The 13,984-nt window shown below is 51.5% G+C and carries 21 protein-coding genes; 8 read left to right on the top strand and 13 right to left on the bottom strand.

Features of this window, described 5'->3' with window-relative positions:
* Positions 1-300: 300 nt before the first annotated feature.
* The 6 genes from H928_RS0104455 to H928_RS31350 all read right to left on the bottom strand — a co-directional run bounded on the left by H928_RS0104455 (position 301) and on the right by H928_RS31350 (position 5,887).
* Positions 301-528, bottom strand: coding sequence for a hypothetical protein (locus tag H928_RS0104455; RefSeq protein ID WP_021025436.1), 228 nt, complete (start codon positions 526-528; stop codon positions 301-303).
* Between the two features lie 491 nt (positions 529-1,019).
* Positions 1,020-1,457, bottom strand: coding sequence for a helix-turn-helix domain-containing protein (locus H928_RS30600; protein WP_158400470.1), 438 nt, complete (start codon positions 1,455-1,457; stop codon positions 1,020-1,022).
* Complete coding sequence (locus H928_RS0104450) at positions 1,444-1,857, bottom strand: hypothetical protein (RefSeq protein WP_021025435.1); 414 nt, start codon at positions 1,855-1,857, stop codon at positions 1,444-1,446. Before H928_RS0104450 ends, H928_RS30600 begins: the two co-directional genes overlap by 14 nt.
* A 323-nt stretch (positions 1,858-2,180) precedes the next feature.
* Positions 2,181-2,651 carry a helix-hairpin-helix domain-containing protein gene (locus H928_RS0104445; RefSeq protein ID WP_021025434.1) on the bottom strand — a complete coding sequence of 157 codons (471 nt, stop codon included), beginning with the start codon at positions 2,649-2,651 and terminating at the stop codon, positions 2,181-2,183.
* A gap of 509 nt (positions 2,652-3,160) precedes the next feature.
* A complete protein-coding gene (locus H928_RS34020) occupies positions 3,161-4,270 on the bottom strand; it encodes an NF038132 family protein (protein WP_148293041.1) in 1,110 nt (369 codons plus the stop codon).
* Between the two features lie 267 nt (positions 4,271-4,537).
* Positions 4,538-5,887, bottom strand: coding sequence for an IPTL-CTERM sorting domain-containing protein (locus H928_RS31350; protein ID WP_148293040.1), 1,350 nt, complete (start codon positions 5,885-5,887; stop codon positions 4,538-4,540).
* 308 nt (positions 5,888-6,195) lie between these two features.
* Between H928_RS31350 and H928_RS30595 the strand changes: the two genes are divergently transcribed.
* Positions 6,196-6,402: a hypothetical protein gene (locus H928_RS30595; RefSeq protein ID WP_084635687.1), complete on the top strand. Its 207-nt coding sequence runs from the start codon at positions 6,196-6,198 to the stop codon at positions 6,400-6,402.
* Positions 6,403-6,405: 3 nt separating this feature from the next.
* A complete protein-coding gene (locus tag H928_RS0104430; RefSeq protein ID WP_021025431.1) occupies positions 6,406-6,924 on the top strand; it encodes a Rha family transcriptional regulator in 519 nt (172 codons plus the stop codon).
* Positions 6,925-6,951: 27 nt separating this feature from the next.
* Here the strand turns inward: H928_RS0104430 and H928_RS0104425 are convergent, their stop codons facing one another.
* From H928_RS0104425 to H928_RS30590, 6 genes are all read right to left on the bottom strand, one after another.
* Complete coding sequence (locus H928_RS0104425; RefSeq protein WP_021025430.1) at positions 6,952-7,155, bottom strand: hypothetical protein; 204 nt, start codon at positions 7,153-7,155, stop codon at positions 6,952-6,954.
* 15 nt (positions 7,156-7,170) lie between these two features.
* Complete coding sequence (locus tag H928_RS0104420) at positions 7,171-8,004, bottom strand: hypothetical protein (protein ID WP_148293039.1); 834 nt, start codon at positions 8,002-8,004, stop codon at positions 7,171-7,173.
* Positions 8,005-8,043: 39 nt separating this feature from the next.
* Positions 8,044-8,319 (bottom strand): hypothetical protein, encoded by a 276-nt coding sequence (locus tag H928_RS31345; RefSeq protein ID WP_148293038.1) that lies wholly within the window; start codon positions 8,317-8,319, stop codon positions 8,044-8,046.
* Between the two features lie 82 nt (positions 8,320-8,401).
* The gene (locus tag H928_RS31340) at positions 8,402-8,605 is read right to left on the bottom strand and encodes a hypothetical protein (protein ID WP_148293037.1); all 204 of its coding nucleotides are present in this window, start codon (positions 8,603-8,605) and stop codon (positions 8,402-8,404) included.
* Positions 8,602-9,342 carry a phage regulatory protein/antirepressor Ant gene (locus H928_RS29995; protein WP_021025426.1) on the bottom strand — a complete coding sequence of 247 codons (741 nt, stop codon included), beginning with the start codon at positions 9,340-9,342 and terminating at the stop codon, positions 8,602-8,604. The genes H928_RS31340 and H928_RS29995 overlap by 4 nt, the downstream gene beginning before the upstream one ends.
* Positions 9,339-9,515 carry an Arc family DNA-binding protein gene (locus H928_RS30590; RefSeq protein WP_084635686.1) on the bottom strand — a complete coding sequence of 59 codons (177 nt, stop codon included), beginning with the start codon at positions 9,513-9,515 and terminating at the stop codon, positions 9,339-9,341. The genes H928_RS29995 and H928_RS30590 overlap by 4 nt, the downstream gene beginning before the upstream one ends.
* A 101-nt stretch (positions 9,516-9,616) precedes the next feature.
* On the opposite strand from H928_RS30590, the gene H928_RS29990 reads away from it, so the two are divergent.
* The 6 genes from H928_RS29990 (at position 9,617) to H928_RS0104380 (ending at position 13,413) form a co-directional block, all read left to right on the top strand.
* The gene (locus H928_RS29990) at positions 9,617-10,243 is read left to right on the top strand and encodes an Arc family DNA-binding protein (RefSeq protein ID WP_021025425.1); all 627 of its coding nucleotides are present in this window, start codon (positions 9,617-9,619) and stop codon (positions 10,241-10,243) included.
* 68 nt (positions 10,244-10,311) lie between these two features.
* Positions 10,312-11,397 (top strand): SH3 domain-containing protein, encoded by a 1,086-nt coding sequence (locus H928_RS0104395; protein ID WP_084635685.1) that lies wholly within the window; start codon positions 10,312-10,314, stop codon positions 11,395-11,397.
* A 46-nt stretch (positions 11,398-11,443) separates the two neighbouring features.
* Complete coding sequence (locus tag H928_RS0104390; RefSeq protein ID WP_021025423.1) at positions 11,444-11,941, top strand: hypothetical protein; 498 nt, start codon at positions 11,444-11,446, stop codon at positions 11,939-11,941.
* 176 nt (positions 11,942-12,117) lie between these two features.
* Positions 12,118-12,675, top strand: coding sequence for a hypothetical protein (locus tag H928_RS31335; protein ID WP_148293036.1), 558 nt, complete (start codon positions 12,118-12,120; stop codon positions 12,673-12,675).
* 96 nt (positions 12,676-12,771) lie between these two features.
* Positions 12,772-13,083, top strand: coding sequence for a hypothetical protein (locus H928_RS31330; protein ID WP_148293035.1), 312 nt, complete (start codon positions 12,772-12,774; stop codon positions 13,081-13,083).
* 15 nt (positions 13,084-13,098) lie between these two features.
* The gene (locus H928_RS0104380) at positions 13,099-13,413 is read left to right on the top strand and encodes a hypothetical protein (RefSeq protein ID WP_021025421.1); all 315 of its coding nucleotides are present in this window, start codon (positions 13,099-13,101) and stop codon (positions 13,411-13,413) included.
* Here H928_RS0104380 and H928_RS31325 read toward each other — a convergent pair.
* Positions 13,391-13,714 (bottom strand): hypothetical protein, encoded by a 324-nt coding sequence (locus tag H928_RS31325; protein ID WP_148293034.1) that lies wholly within the window; start codon positions 13,712-13,714, stop codon positions 13,391-13,393. The two genes, H928_RS0104380 and H928_RS31325, sit on opposite strands and share 23 nt — an antisense overlap.
* Positions 13,715-13,984: the final 270 nt, after the last annotated feature.

Raw genomic sequence — 13,984 nt, 5'->3', positions numbered from 1 at the left:
GGTTTGCATGGAAATCAACACGCCAGGAGGCTGGCGACTGGTGCCGCGCTAGTGAACCAGGCACGACTGCATGATGGCGTGGGCCGCAACGTCGTTCTGCGCAGCAGGGGCCTTGTCCAGGATGCAGGTGGCGTAGTTCGCAGCCATGGCTGGTGAGGCCAGGAGCAGGGCTAGGGCGGCTAGGGTTGGGCGCATGGGGGGATGGTAGCGCAATTGAGGTGAGAGCCGTCGAGGTGCCTGGAGGGTGGGGGCTGGTGGAGAGGTAGCGACGCAACAAAGAACCGCCCTGAGGCGGTTTGTTTACTTCACGCGGCGAATCATCTTTCGTCGCATCCCCTCTCGGAAGAGGTGTCCACCGATCTCGGCAAGGGAGAACATTTCTTCTTCAGAGATGCTTCCCTCGATCTCGGCCATGAACTGAGCCAGAAGCACCATTGCAGCATCTGGGTCACAAGGGATGCCCAGCTCGTCCATGCGCTCGGCCTGCAGGCGGAAGGTCTCGATGTAGGGGTCTACTGATTTGGTCATAGCTGCCTCCTCTTTGGATGCTACAGCGCAGGCAAAAGAAAAGCCACCCGGAGGTGACTTCTATATTTAAGACTCAGTTTCTTTGGGCTTATGGGTTTGGAGGATTGACAATCCAAGCAGGAGAGGGCCGTAAGGTTGTCGGCCAGTAAGCCATGCGACCGTTTCACGTATGGCACCATACAAAACACTATGGGCAGTTATAAGAACACCCCGCTTAGAGGTCGCATCATCGAGGGATTCATCAGAATGAATTATCGCCATGCACTCCATGTCAACATGATATGGATATTGCTTATCTTTTTCGGAGTTTACAACCGTCCGCATGGTAGCTACCCACACGTTTTGGCGATCCGGAAATGGCTTCACTTCGATATTATTACTCGGCGGAGGACTTTCCTGTCCTCCAGAGCTATATCCTGAAACCGCCTCGACAATACACTTAGTGAAAAGTAAATTCTCCAGAGAGATTGGGTGAGAATCAGCTCTATTTGTCATGCGGCGTATCGGTCTAAATCGCAGTTAGGATCATTCACAGCGTTAGGGAAGCTGTAAACTGTAGCCCCTCCTCGCCCGATAGAGAGTGGCTTATGGGTGTTTACATTCTCAAGTGCGGAAACATAATCTTTTACTTCCCAATTGAATGACTCCTCTGATTCATCGATAACTCGAATTTCAAGTCGTGCACCAGTTGCGCGAGCAAGTTTGACCATGCTTTCGATAGTTACATTGCTATCGCCACGAAATACTTTACTAATGTATGCAGCGCTTGTTTTGAGCTTTTCGGAAACTTCCTTATATGTCAATCCGGCTCGTACGCGTTGATGGTCAAGGCTAACAGCAAAGCGAAGCTTTGCAGCCTCGACCCAATATTCATCGGTCTTGCGGGCTTGTTCCACAAAATCTTTGAGTACTTTGCTAATCTTCTTCATCTTCGATGATCTCCAATGTGTCATCACTAATTGAGGCCAAATAGCTATTCCGCAAGTCCGCAGCCCTCGCTACGGCACTCTTGTTAGCTTTAGGCCCTGTTTTCCTCACCCCACCAGTGCATACGGCGATCTGCCCATTTGAACCTTTGAAGAAGAACAGCCGAAGTGGTCCTTTGATGAATTCAAAGATCTGCTCCCTCTTGTTGGCTTCATGCACCCATGCGTGAGAAGCTTTCTCAAGCCCATTCGCGGCCAGAAACTCTAAAATTTCGACCAAGCCCAGCCTGGCCGCTGCTGTGCCTTGCTCCCCCGTTTCCAAGAATTGCTCTGTTGGGCACTCCTCGCCCTCCATCGTGGCAACGATCTTAAATTTGTCTTCGAAGAGCAGCTTGACTTTCAATTTTAACCCATAGGTTAACTTCGCGCTGAGAAGGATGCAAGAGCGTTCTGCATGTCCTCCTACAAAGAGATGAAGTGTTGTTTGTTAACAAATGTTCTGGTTGCGCAGTATACCGTAATAAGCTTTAAGAATCATATATTTGCGACAACTTTCAGAAGTTGTTGAAATCTGTCTTTACTTGCAATAACCCCATGAGATGATGAGCAGCTACTGGAGATCCTACCAGCATTTTCCTTACATAAGCTTACATGGCTTCTCTTGGTCGATGATTGGCGGAAGCACGCCTTCCAGCACCCTCAACCTGTGCACGCCACATTCACAAGTCAGGCAGCGTCGTCCACTGCCGCCTGCCTCCTGCCGCGCGGCAGCTCGGAGTGTTGACCTGGAAAGAATGCTCTCTCGATTTCGCGAAGCCTGTTCACACCGAGGCCCTTGATCTTGAGAAGCTCAGCCGGTTCCACCGCCTTCAGCTGCTCGGGCGTAGTGATTCCAGCATCGAACAGGACCTTGACTGTCGCTGGGTCGAGGGCTCCGTTAAGAGATGAGCCTCGGATGTGCCGTACTGGTGCATAGACCCGCGCCGGTGTAAATGCCTTGCCTGGGAAGAACGCTTTCTCAATCGTTCGGAAGCGGAACATGCCCAGGCCCCACATCTTTACGAGCTGATGCGGATAGGCCATGCGCAACGCTTCCACCGTATGAATCCCATTCCTTTCGAGAATACGCTTCACTCGGGGCTGAAGTACGTCACCCAGGGGTGTTTCGGCTTGCGGCGTGGTTGTGTCTTCTTTCATATGCACGCATCATAAATTTGAACGCGGAGTCATCCTAGCTCCTGGACCCAGCTTGTGCCGACTCCCTATCTGCCCTCTGGAGTTCCATGAGCAAGCGCCATAGAGCAGGTCGGTACTTAGATTTCCCATCAAGGGTATCGCTCTTCAGATCGTCCCGGAAGTCAGGTACATAGTACTGGCCAGGGAAAAGAAGCGCTTCAATCTTCCTGAACGCACGGGGACCTATGTCGGACATTTGGAGCAGCCCCTCGGGGTATAGCCGTCGTACCTCTCCCATGGTCGTCATCCCGTTTCTAGCAAGGGCCCTCCAAAGTCTTGGAGGCAAAATTTCCTTCAGCGATACGCATTCTTGATCGTGTGTTTCGTCGGTCATCCAATTCATGAATAAGATCATACAAATCAGAACTGACGAACACTTACAAATCGATGTTTTTAGTTGCTTTCGCAACAGAGTTGGAAAGAAGATGTGACAGATGCTCATGAAAAAGCCCTCTGACGAGGGCTCTTGGTCAGTTCGACTTGCGTCGGCGCATGAGGCCCATGGATCCGGCAACCAGCCCCGAGAGCAGCAGCAGACCAATGCCGCCCAGGGTAGGGACTGTCTTAGGGGCGGTTGGTGGAGGAGGCGCTGTCACAGTAAATTCTTGCGTCTGAGTGCTACTGGTTCCTGTGAGGGTAGCGGTCACGGAGTACTGGCCGGCGGGCAATCCAGCACCTTGAGTGCTGTAGGTATTGTCCGGATTCAGAGTAGCCTGAATGTTTTCGACATATCCATTAGGACCAGTGATAACAAGGTCTACAGTGGTTGATGTCCCGGGGTTCGCAACTGACCCAGAGTACACAGGCTTGGTAAAGGCTGGCAATGTTCCAGGATTCGTCAGAGCCAAACTTGAAGGCGGTTGTCCTGCCACAAGTAGTCCATCGACGGCGAGTCCGGACTGATAACCGTTGTCAGACCAATTGACCACACCTACCTCTAATCTATATGCCCCAGGATTTGCGACCACGTAGGTAGCTTCAACCCAACCGGAATAGCCACACCCGTCGTCCCAGCATCCGCCAGAGCCATCGTTGACAGTTCCTAGTGGAGCCCAAGTGGGTGCCCCCGGAATGATTGGAACGCTTGGAGGTGTCAACGTAGCTTGATGTGGAGGCATTCCGTTGCCTGGAACGACCGATGCTACCGGGTCAGTTCGAGCAGTGAAAAGAAGTGCCACTTCATTTCCAGAGCTGTCCAATAGTCTCGCCCAAGCAAAATCTGAAAATTCTCCACCGTCACTGGTCACGTAGTTGAATTGGAAACTAACAGGCGAGTTTGATGCAGGAACTGCAAACGTTGGAGATGTGTATGTAGCGCCGCTTTTTACGTCAGCCGTCGGAACCCCAGTGGGGAGATTAGACGTTTCAAAATCTGGTGGTGTGGCACCGCCTGAGCTTTGCTGAGTACTGACCCACGCATACCCGGTGGTGCCTGCAACAGGCGCGTCAGTTACGACTCCATCGGCTGTTGATGTACCACACCCAATCAGATTGCTGCATGTCCAGCCAGTGGTGTCAATTGCCCAGGATTGGGCTGAAAACACTAATCCGGCTGTAGCCAATAGAGTCGTAATTTTCATCTTTTCTCCTGAGAGTTGAGCTCCGAATTGAAGCGGGTGAACACATCCTTCACGATAGTTATTCAGTGCTTTGAATTGCTTGAAGGAAAGGGGTGTTGGAAGGACCAAGCAATGATGGTCGGAATTTTCTATAAAGCTATAAATTTAAACAGATTGTTGCGCACTGTCCATCACTGAAATTAGTGACAGGGATAACCCGAGCTAATAACAGCAGGACGCAAAAAAGCCCGCGTCTGCGGGCTGCTGGTCACTGTTCTCCCTGAGGGATCAAGTGCTTTTCTGTGGAACTCTCCGCACCCTTGCGACGCCAAGCATGCCGAGCAAAGTCGTCAGGAGAATCAGACCCCATCCTTGAACTGACGGAACTGTTTTGGGGGCTGTTACCACCGGTGCAGTCCAGGTTACATCCAATGTGTTCGAGGTGATGGTGTTCCCAGTCAAAACGAATGAAGCTTCTATGGTGTCGGTGCCTACACCACCATTGCCAGCGTATGTGAAGTTGACCTTGCCTTCAGCATCAGTAGTACCGGTGAACGTAGCTCCAGCATTTGGGCCGGCGGTGACAGTGAAGGTGACACTGACATTTGGCTGGGGCACTCCGTTGTCATCGTTGATGACGGCTTGAGCAGTGTGCTGCGCACCCACGGTGTGCGTGTCGACAGTCTGGCTCAGCAGGATGCCTGCGCCGATGATGGCAGGAGAAGAGCTTTGGAAGTAGGCAAAGAAAATGTTGTCGTCTGACGAGGCATTGATGGTGTACGTAGAAATCGATGTCGTGCTTGAACTTAAAAACGGCAACAGAGAATAAAGTTCATCATCTGAACGTGCATTGGTTGAAGGTGCCAATGGATCTGCGGGGTTGTCATTGCTGTCGCCCAGTCCCCCGACAGTGATGAGAGCGCCATCGCTGTGTTCGCCATCGTCGTCTCCACCTGCAGATGATGTGAGGGTTTGACCATTGACTTGAACAACGCTGTTTTGGCCAGTAGTTCCTTCCTGGTATCCAAACGAGATACCTAATCCCATATCAAGCTGCGAACCAGGGACAGCAGGGTCGATAGGTGAGGCAAGCGTCACGTTAAAGGTGTCACCCATGATCTCCTGAGCACCAAAGTTCAACAATACGCTTGAAGCCTTTGGCTGGCTGGGATCATCAAAAACCACAACCAAAATGCTTCCATCAACAAGACTGCTTCCAGCGACGGATTCATCCACTTCAATTCCACTTATTCCTACAGCAGCAGGATCAAGAATTGGTTTGATGATGCTGGTGACATCCGCACGATAGTTGTTAGATCCAATGCCGTTTGGAAGAGACTCGACCCAATTGACCGGCTGCCCAGCAAGCGATATGGATGCGTTTGCAAGTACGGCTCCCGAGAAACCACTACTGGCCGTCATCAGGAAAGCAGTTTTCACTGTTGCCGAAGAACTTGGCTTATTCACATCGATGTTGCATTTGTCTGAGACGGTCCCGCAGCCATCAACCGACAGTCCTAGTTTTCCCGTTGCGCTATAGAAATTGACCAGTGCAGCATGGGCTGGTGCCGCCAAAAGGGCGAATGCGGCTGCAGAGGCTGATAGGACGGAGCGCATCTTAGGTTTAGTTAATTGCATCACTTTGGTCTCTCTTTACGCAGTGTGAATTAGTGAATAGTGTGTAATTGCTTACATGAGTATACGTATTCATTTGATTTATGACGAATGTATTTTTTAAACACAATGTTCATCACTGCGGAAGGTTGATGCTGGTCAAGCAAATTTCGACGCACTGTCTGCTTTTCGCTTCCACCCTGTGGGGTTCGACTCTCATCGCACCGGTGGTGACACTGGGGCATGGCTCTAGCTACCCCCTGTAGGGTTTGTCCGTTCTGCCGCCATGCAAACAATGAGAAGCCATGTTCAATGCCGCAAAGGTATAAGCCATGGCAGCAAAGCCCGTTCCCCTAATGCAAGAATCGCGCTCGCATCTCACCACCGCTGAGGCAGCGCATCACCTTAACCGCGCCAAGCAGACGCTGCAGCTATGGGCTTGCGGTGCACGCAATGGTCCCGTCACTCCCATCCGGATCAATGGCCGACTCGCCTGGCCGGTGAACGAGATCAAAAAAGCGATGGGACTGGAGGGCTGAGTCATGGATGCGATTGAAAAAATCACCCCCATAGTTGCTGTTTTCGATGGTGAGTTGCTCGCATCCTCCGAAGCTTTGGCTGCCGGTGTAAAGCTTTCGCACGCCAGCGTCATCAAGCTGGTGCGCAAGCATCAAGCTAACCTAGAGCGATTTGGGATGGTCAGATTTGAAATCCGACCAAGATCCAAAGGTCAGCATGGCGGTGGAGATGTGGAGTTTGCGCTCCTGAACGAACAGCAATCCACACTGCTGATCGCCATGCTGCGAAACAGTCCTGTGGTCATCGAGTGCAAGGTGCGTCTGGTTGAGGAGTTCTACCGCATGCGCGACGCACTGAACCAGCAGGCCCAAGGCCTGTGGAGGCAGATGCAGGCTCTCATTGCCAAAGAGGTTGAGTCCAAGGTGAAGGCGTCCTTTGGCTCGCGCCTGATGCTCGACCGCAAACGCCAGATTCCATTCTTTGAATCCGAGCACCACAGGCTGGAGGCAGAGATTCAGCCTGCGCTGCCGCTTTTCCACTGAGGTGGGCTTCGTGGGGGGGCGAGTGGATCAGCGGCCGAAGATCATCTGGCCAACGCCAAAGATCATGAGGCCGATTCCACCAACCATGCCGATTAGACAGACAATGCCCACCATACCGCTCCAAAGGAAGGCGCGTTCCTCTTTATCCTTCACCTGCTGGTCAGCACGGCGCAAAAGCTCCATGCTCTCTAGGTAGGTAGGAGGACGTTTGAGAGGGTCGAATTTGGCCATGGGTCAGGAATTCGATCAACGGCCGAAGAAACTGAAAAAGAAGACAAGCACTCCGCCAATCAGGCCGGCAAGTCCCAATACACCTATGAAGATCTCAAAAAGAGCTTTTCGGTCTTCCTTATCCTGCACCTGCTTATCTGCACGACGAAGAAGCTCCATGTTCTCCAGGTAGGTCGGAGGTCGTTTCAGAGGGTCGAACTTGGGTGCCATGCCCAAGATATTACCGCACAACTCCAAAAACTTGGAAATCCGTCCCTGAGCCTGCATCCATGGCCATCCTTCCATGTGCTTAGCTGCCAGGAATAGGGCGCCCTCCAGCTCCTCGCGTGAGACACTCCCCTCAAGCAAAAGCCCCTCTCGGATCAGCCGGCCTCGCGTAGCAAGGAATGCCTTCTGCCAGGCTTTGTCTGGGCGCAGTGTGCCGGTCTGAAAGCAGATTAGCTCCTCGGCCGTGTAAGCACAGATTTCATCCGCCTCCCCGCGCGCAGAGAGTTGATAGCTCCCGGCGTCATCCACATAGGTCTGACGGATATGGGTCTGCAGCTGCCGCAGACCCATATCTCCCGACTTCGCACCGTTCTGAATGGCTCGCATGAAGGTAGGCCACTCGGCGCCCAGCCACTTGCGCATGCCGTAGTGGCCAACAGCCTCGTGAACAAGGGTTTGAGCAAGGGTGTCAGGCATTTGCTGAGCAACAACATGCACCTCGCCTCGATAAAACAGGCCTCGGACATCATCTGGCACCTGCACGGGGAGATGGCGGGCCGTCGGTGCAATGTGCACCCTGGGCCCGCGCTGCCAGCGCGAGGTGAACCAGTTTGTGATGGCGGTGGCGTATGTCGAGTTCATGGAGCGTGTTGGCTGGGAGTGGGAGACGAATCGCGAGAATTAGCCGTGCAACTCGCGCCAGAGCTTCGAATTCTTGCGAGGCTTCTTTACGATCCTGGCTTTGAAGCGCTGGAAGGATGCATCGTTTTGGCAGAGAACTGCTTGCTTGGCCTGTGCGATCTCGTTCCACATGGCATGTCCAAGGCGGGCGATTTCATTTGTCTGCGCGGGTGGTAAATATCTGCCATAAGCCCGTAGCATGTCGCTATGCATTTGTAGATACAAGTGCATATAGGTGCAGGCTTGCGCTGCCTTGTCGGGTGTTGTACGATCCATTTTGTGATCTTTCTTGCGTAAGAGCTTTCACATCCGATGCCTCAACGGGTTCTAGCCGTTGGGGCATCACTTTTTGCGGAGTTCATTGGATAGCTGCTGGCCACGTTGCTGCCTCCGCTTTTAGAGCCTGCATTGCTGATAGGACCTGCTGCAAGACTCGTGTTGCTTCCGCATCTGCACTGTCTGAGACCAGCACTCGTCCTTGTTCAAAAAGGCCAGCAATCAGGATTGCCCCACACAGCAACTTGCCCTCGGTTGTCAGTTGGCCATCTATTTCCGCACTCATGCCGCGCTCCTCCGCAACATCCCGTCCTTGGCTAGCAACTCTGCGATTTTTGCCAGTCCTTTCTGTAGGATGACCGGCTGCTGTACTACTTGGACGCCTTCCGTTCGTTTGATCTCGACCGGGATGGTGTCGAGGTAACCGGAGGAAATCTTGTCTGCATATGCGCAGAGGCGCCCACTATGGTCGCGGTAGTACCACTTGTGGATCAGCAACCACTTAGTGAGATGGCTCTCAACTACCCCCAGCAATTTGGCAGCGGGGCGAACTGTGTGCTTGCCGTCCAAATTGGCGAAACGATCCAATGCTTCAACCTTGGGTGCAGCATCGGCTAACGCTTCTGCTTGAAATTTGTTTTCCAGGGCAAGCTGGTCGCGCTGCTCGATGGCTTCCGCCGCCAAGCGCAGCGCCTCTGGCATAGATTGAGGCACGCGAGGCTGCTCAACTTTAATTTCCAGCTCTTGCCAGCGTTTCACCACCTTCATCCGTGCGACAGCGTCGTATCCCAGCAGCAAGGTCAGCGTGGTGTCCTTGTCCAACTCGTACTGTGGATACGATCGGCCATCCTTTCCAATGTAAGTCGTTGATTCCGCGCATGAAAGCAATTCTGCTTTCGTGAGTTGCTCAACCAGATTGCGGATATCTCTCATGACATCGGCGTGATTTTTCCCTACGAGTTCCGCAATCTCACGGCTGGTCATTGTGATCGGCGTGTTGTTGATGTTGGCGATGTTGGTCATGCTGTGGCTCCTTTTTGCTGGGCTGCTTCTTCGGCTGCACGGCTTTGTTCCAAGCGGACGGTGATTTCGCTGTTGAACGAGCGACGGTTATCAATTGCCCTATGTTTCAACCAAACTTTGAGGTCTTCTGGTAGTCGCACCGGAGAGGGCGCGCGTTGTTTGTTTCCTTGCATACTTTCCTTTCAATGAACCACCGTGATCCATTACTGAATTAAACCACGGTGATCCATCATTTGCAATACCCACATGAACCACTGTGGTTTATGATTGGCGAATGAGCAGAGAAGACCCACAAATGAAGATCCGGCTACCTTCGGAGCTGAAAGAAAAGATCGAAGAGGCTTCTAAAGAGGCTGGCCGCAGCATGAACGCGGAGATCACCAGTCGCCTTGAAGGTAGCTTCGAGTCCTCTCATACCACCGAGGAACAGGCTTTTCAGGAAGGCTTTGAGTTGGCTAGCTTGCGCATTGAGAACGCAAGATTGAAGGAGCAGATCGATGCGGAGCGCATGGAGTTCTTCAAGAGCCACCAATCTGCAGATACCGTTGGAAAGTTGCTGAATCAGCTTCCAGCGGAGCTAGTCAGCCAATACGGACTGCATCTTTACGAATCCGAACTTGACAAGGCTCTTGCCGAACTAGAGAAGGTCTACGACAAGGCTGGACCAGCAAATGCAGCTCACCAAGAGCTGTTGAAGTCTGAGTCTCCACCTGGGCCCGTCGGTAGATCGAGCGAAAAATTTGCGCGCATGGACAAACGTATCTATGAACTGAAGGAGCAGATTCATTTATTGAAGCAGTTCATCAGCGGCATACACGCCTATCGCAAGTCTCAGGGGTTAAAGGAACTGCGCAACGTTACTTCAGTTGCAGTGCTGCTTGAAACGAAATGGAAGGGTTGAGTCCTTTCCGGAGGACCTTTCTATGTTCCGAGCAGTCCAACTCACCCTAGTCACCTCAAGCCAAAACCATGAACCTTTTTCCAGAAGATTCCAGCAGCAAGACCGCTCGTGAAATGATGGAGCAGTACCGAACGAGTCTGGGCCTCAATGACTACGTTTCTGAATTGGAAAAGATGAAAAGGGCGGCACTGCCCGCTTCTTACATGAATCCTGCGCTCGAAACAGCATTGGAAGTGCAGGAGCAACTGAAGAAAGTATTGGTTCCTAATTTGGCGTGGGAGGCGGTGAGCGGAAAACTTTCTGAGCAGGCTAGGAAGATGGTCGTGGGAGACGTCTTTCAAAGCGCTCGAGAGGCAGTCTCGCAGTTAGACGATCTAAGTGGAATGAGGCGTATCAAGGAGCGGACTGAATTTCCAGGGTCTGACTACGCCGGCAAGTTGTGGGCATTTCGAGATACCTTTTTTCTTGACAATCTTGCTCAATCTGAGCTGATAAAAAAATACTCCGGCTTTGAAGCAGGAGCTGCTTATCTAGAGAGCTTAAATTCGAGCCTTGATGCATTTAAAAGTGCGCAGGAGACTTTGGAAGGATTAATTCCAAATTGGCTTGAGGTCGAGCTGGGGAACTCTAATTTTGATGAAACGGAGCAATCAGTACTTGTAACTACTGCAAGTAAATTGGTTAGCGCGGAGGTCATCAAATCGGATCTCAAGCAATACGCAACACATGCAGCTGAAGTTGTTTCTAAGCAAGAAAACCCGTGGGTTAAAGTTCTTCTGATCGCAATATTTGTGGAGATATTAAAGGCTATTTTAAACTGGCAAGTTGGCGTAATGATGACCCAATACGCTCCACATGGCCTTGGCGGCAGCCCTCAAGGGGAGACGAAAGCAGTTCAGGAGCATGCAAGAAGGTACTTCGGTTCTCCCGAATTTCTTAACTCCCATCGGTTCGTGTCAGTTAAAGAGTTAACGGTACGTCAAAACCCGCGTTCGAGATCGCCTTTGGTGGGAGGCTTGAAATTCGGATACACAGTGGAGATTCTGAAGAACGAAGGCGACTTCACACTGATCCAATGGCAAGGTAAGGGCGAGGACAGCGATGCCCAAATTCAGGGCTGGGTCTTCTCTCGTTATCTAGAGAAATTCAAATAGCCATTCAGCCCTCTCTGGAGGGCTTTTCTTTGACAAGGGGGGATGCATGGACGCAGCAGCCTGGGGGTTCATCGGTACTCTTGTTGGTGCCCTGACCAGTATCGGGACGACCTGGATTGCCAGCACCGTTTCCCGCAACATGCAGAGCGACAAGCAGAAAGAGGAGCGTCGCGAGAAAGCCAAGGACTTTCAGCGAACCACGTTGCTGGACCTGCAGGAGTCGATCCATGATGTGGAAAGGATGTTTCGAAAAGTCCACTATGAGCAATTTAAGGAGTTTGCGAAAACTGACAAATGGGGAGGTGTGCGCCTGACTGACGAGACCGTGCAAAGAAGAAGTGTAGCCGTCCGAAATACCACTATTTTGTTAGAGAGAGTGGAGAACACAGAGATACGGGATGGCATTAGGTCCTTTATGCAAACCATCTCTAAGCAACTTGCATTAAAGGATCTTCACGACGCGGAAGATCTCGAGAGGGAAATGGAGTCAAAGTTTGATTATTTGATAAAAGACTTAGGCGCAGTCCTTCGCAGCTACTACTGATCCATATCGTCATATTTGGTTAATTTAATTGGATGAATAAATATTAAATTAATCAAGAATTCCATTGTTAAAATTAGCGTAATTTATTTATTCTTACTTCTTGCTGTGATCGTTTTAAAGCAAAAATTTATGCCAAAATAGCCTTTGCAAGTTTTGCAATATTTGAAAAGGTTTTTATGGATTTTAATACAAATGAGCTTATCGATAACTGGCATGCAAATGCAGAAAATGCAGCATATATGTTGCACAGTAATGAATTGATGGGTCAGTGTTTGGTCGTCATGTATGCTTCAATTGATGCTATGGGTTTGTTGAATGCCGCTAACAGTGTGGATCAAGCATCAAGCGAGACTTTTAAAACGTGGGTGAAAGATTATTTGTTGCCAAATGGCAAATTTAGATGCAATGAAATGGATTTGTGGGCTGCTCGATGTGGAATTCTACACACATTTACATCGGGGTCAAATCTGTCAGCAAAGGGGGCTGCAAGACAAATTCAATATTATGGCAGCCAAGATTGGAGCGAGCAATATTTAAAAAAACTTGACTCTATAGCAAGTGATACGCTTGGCGAAGCGGCGGTTTTTCAAAGTAGTTATTCTCTATATGATGCTTATATTGTGGGCTTGGGACGGTTTGCAAATGATTTGAAAGCTTTGTGCAAACAAGACGTTGCAAAGGCAGAGCGCATGAAAAGAGTTCTTGGAGTCTTTGCCGTCAAGCGCAACTCTTAACTTGTCCTATGTTCCCCCCCCGTAGGGTTAGCCCAACTCCCCCCATCCGCCGAAGATACGCAAAAGCCGCCTCGGTGGGCGGCGTGGAGGAAGTGGATGAACCAAGCACATAACCGCCTTGCCGACTTAATTAAGGATCCGCAACGCAGCGCAGCTCCAAGAGCTCAATCTGAGCTGGAGGGTGTTCTCTCTGCACTTGAGGTCGAGTTGACCAGCTTGACCGATGCCGTGGCCGTATTCGTAGAGCGCGTGGCTCCAGTCTGCCGCGATCTGCCTACAGGTGAAGGCTGCAATGAGGCAAAGGCACATGCCAGCTCGCCCATCGGTGGACGCATTGCCGCGCAGATCGAGCAGGTCCGAGTACTGAAGCATCGCATCAACACTCGGATCTCTGAGCTGGCCATTTAGTCAAGGGGCAAGCACATGACCCAATCAGAGGACGCCAGTGTATTCCTGGCCAATTTGGACCCGTCTGCGCTTCAGGTCGGTAATGGCTCAGATGGCTTGCCAGTATGGATCGGTGTCGATGCGGAAGCGCAGAAGGTTTACAAGGTCTATGCCAACGGGCTGGCTCAGGGATTTGGCGATGGCCGAATGATCATCATCAACGGACTTCTGCCTGCTCACCAACAGTTGCAGGTGACTTCTGGGCGTCACCTGATGCTTTCAGGAGAATCGGGTGCTTTAGTCTGTGAAGCTGATCCTGCCCCTGTGTTTAAGACTGACCTTGAACGCTAACCCATTCAGTTACGAGAGATGTGCGCGCCACACCATGCCCATCGCCAGTAATTTCGCTGGGTTTCGGCTCTCGGATCACATAGAGGTGACCTTCGGCGGTTTTTCGTGCTTTCCCACTGAGTGTCGCTTTCATCTCTGAAACTGCCATCTCAGGGATCGCTGAAAGGTAATCTTCTGAATAGTCATCGATCCAAAATTTCGTGCACTGTTCGCAGGTAAAGCGCTTGCCATGTGGTTTGGAAGTGATGACGAAAGACGCGGTCTGGCCGCATAACGGGCAAGTTTGAGATGAAAGAGTCATAAAGCCCTCTCGGGATGGAAGTTGCGGAACTGCCATCGTACCCGGGAGGGTTTTTCTATTTACCAGCACCCCTGTGGGGTTCGCATTGAGAGCGCAGGCAGGGAACACTGTCTGGCATGCCATTCCTCCCAGCAACCAACCACCAGGCCGCAGCCAGAAAGCGGGGCGGGTAATGGCGCGCACTGTCAGCCTTGGCGCCATTCTGGGCCTGAACAACCGCCTGCCTCCCACGCGCATGGAGGTGGCTCTGCCCAACCGCACCACGGCCGC

The sequence above is a fragment of the Comamonas sp. B-9 genome (assembly GCF_000410635.1).
GTDB lineage: Bacteria > Pseudomonadota > Gammaproteobacteria > Burkholderiales > Burkholderiaceae_C > Comamonas.
This window is presented reverse-complemented; position numbering and strand designations above follow the sequence as displayed.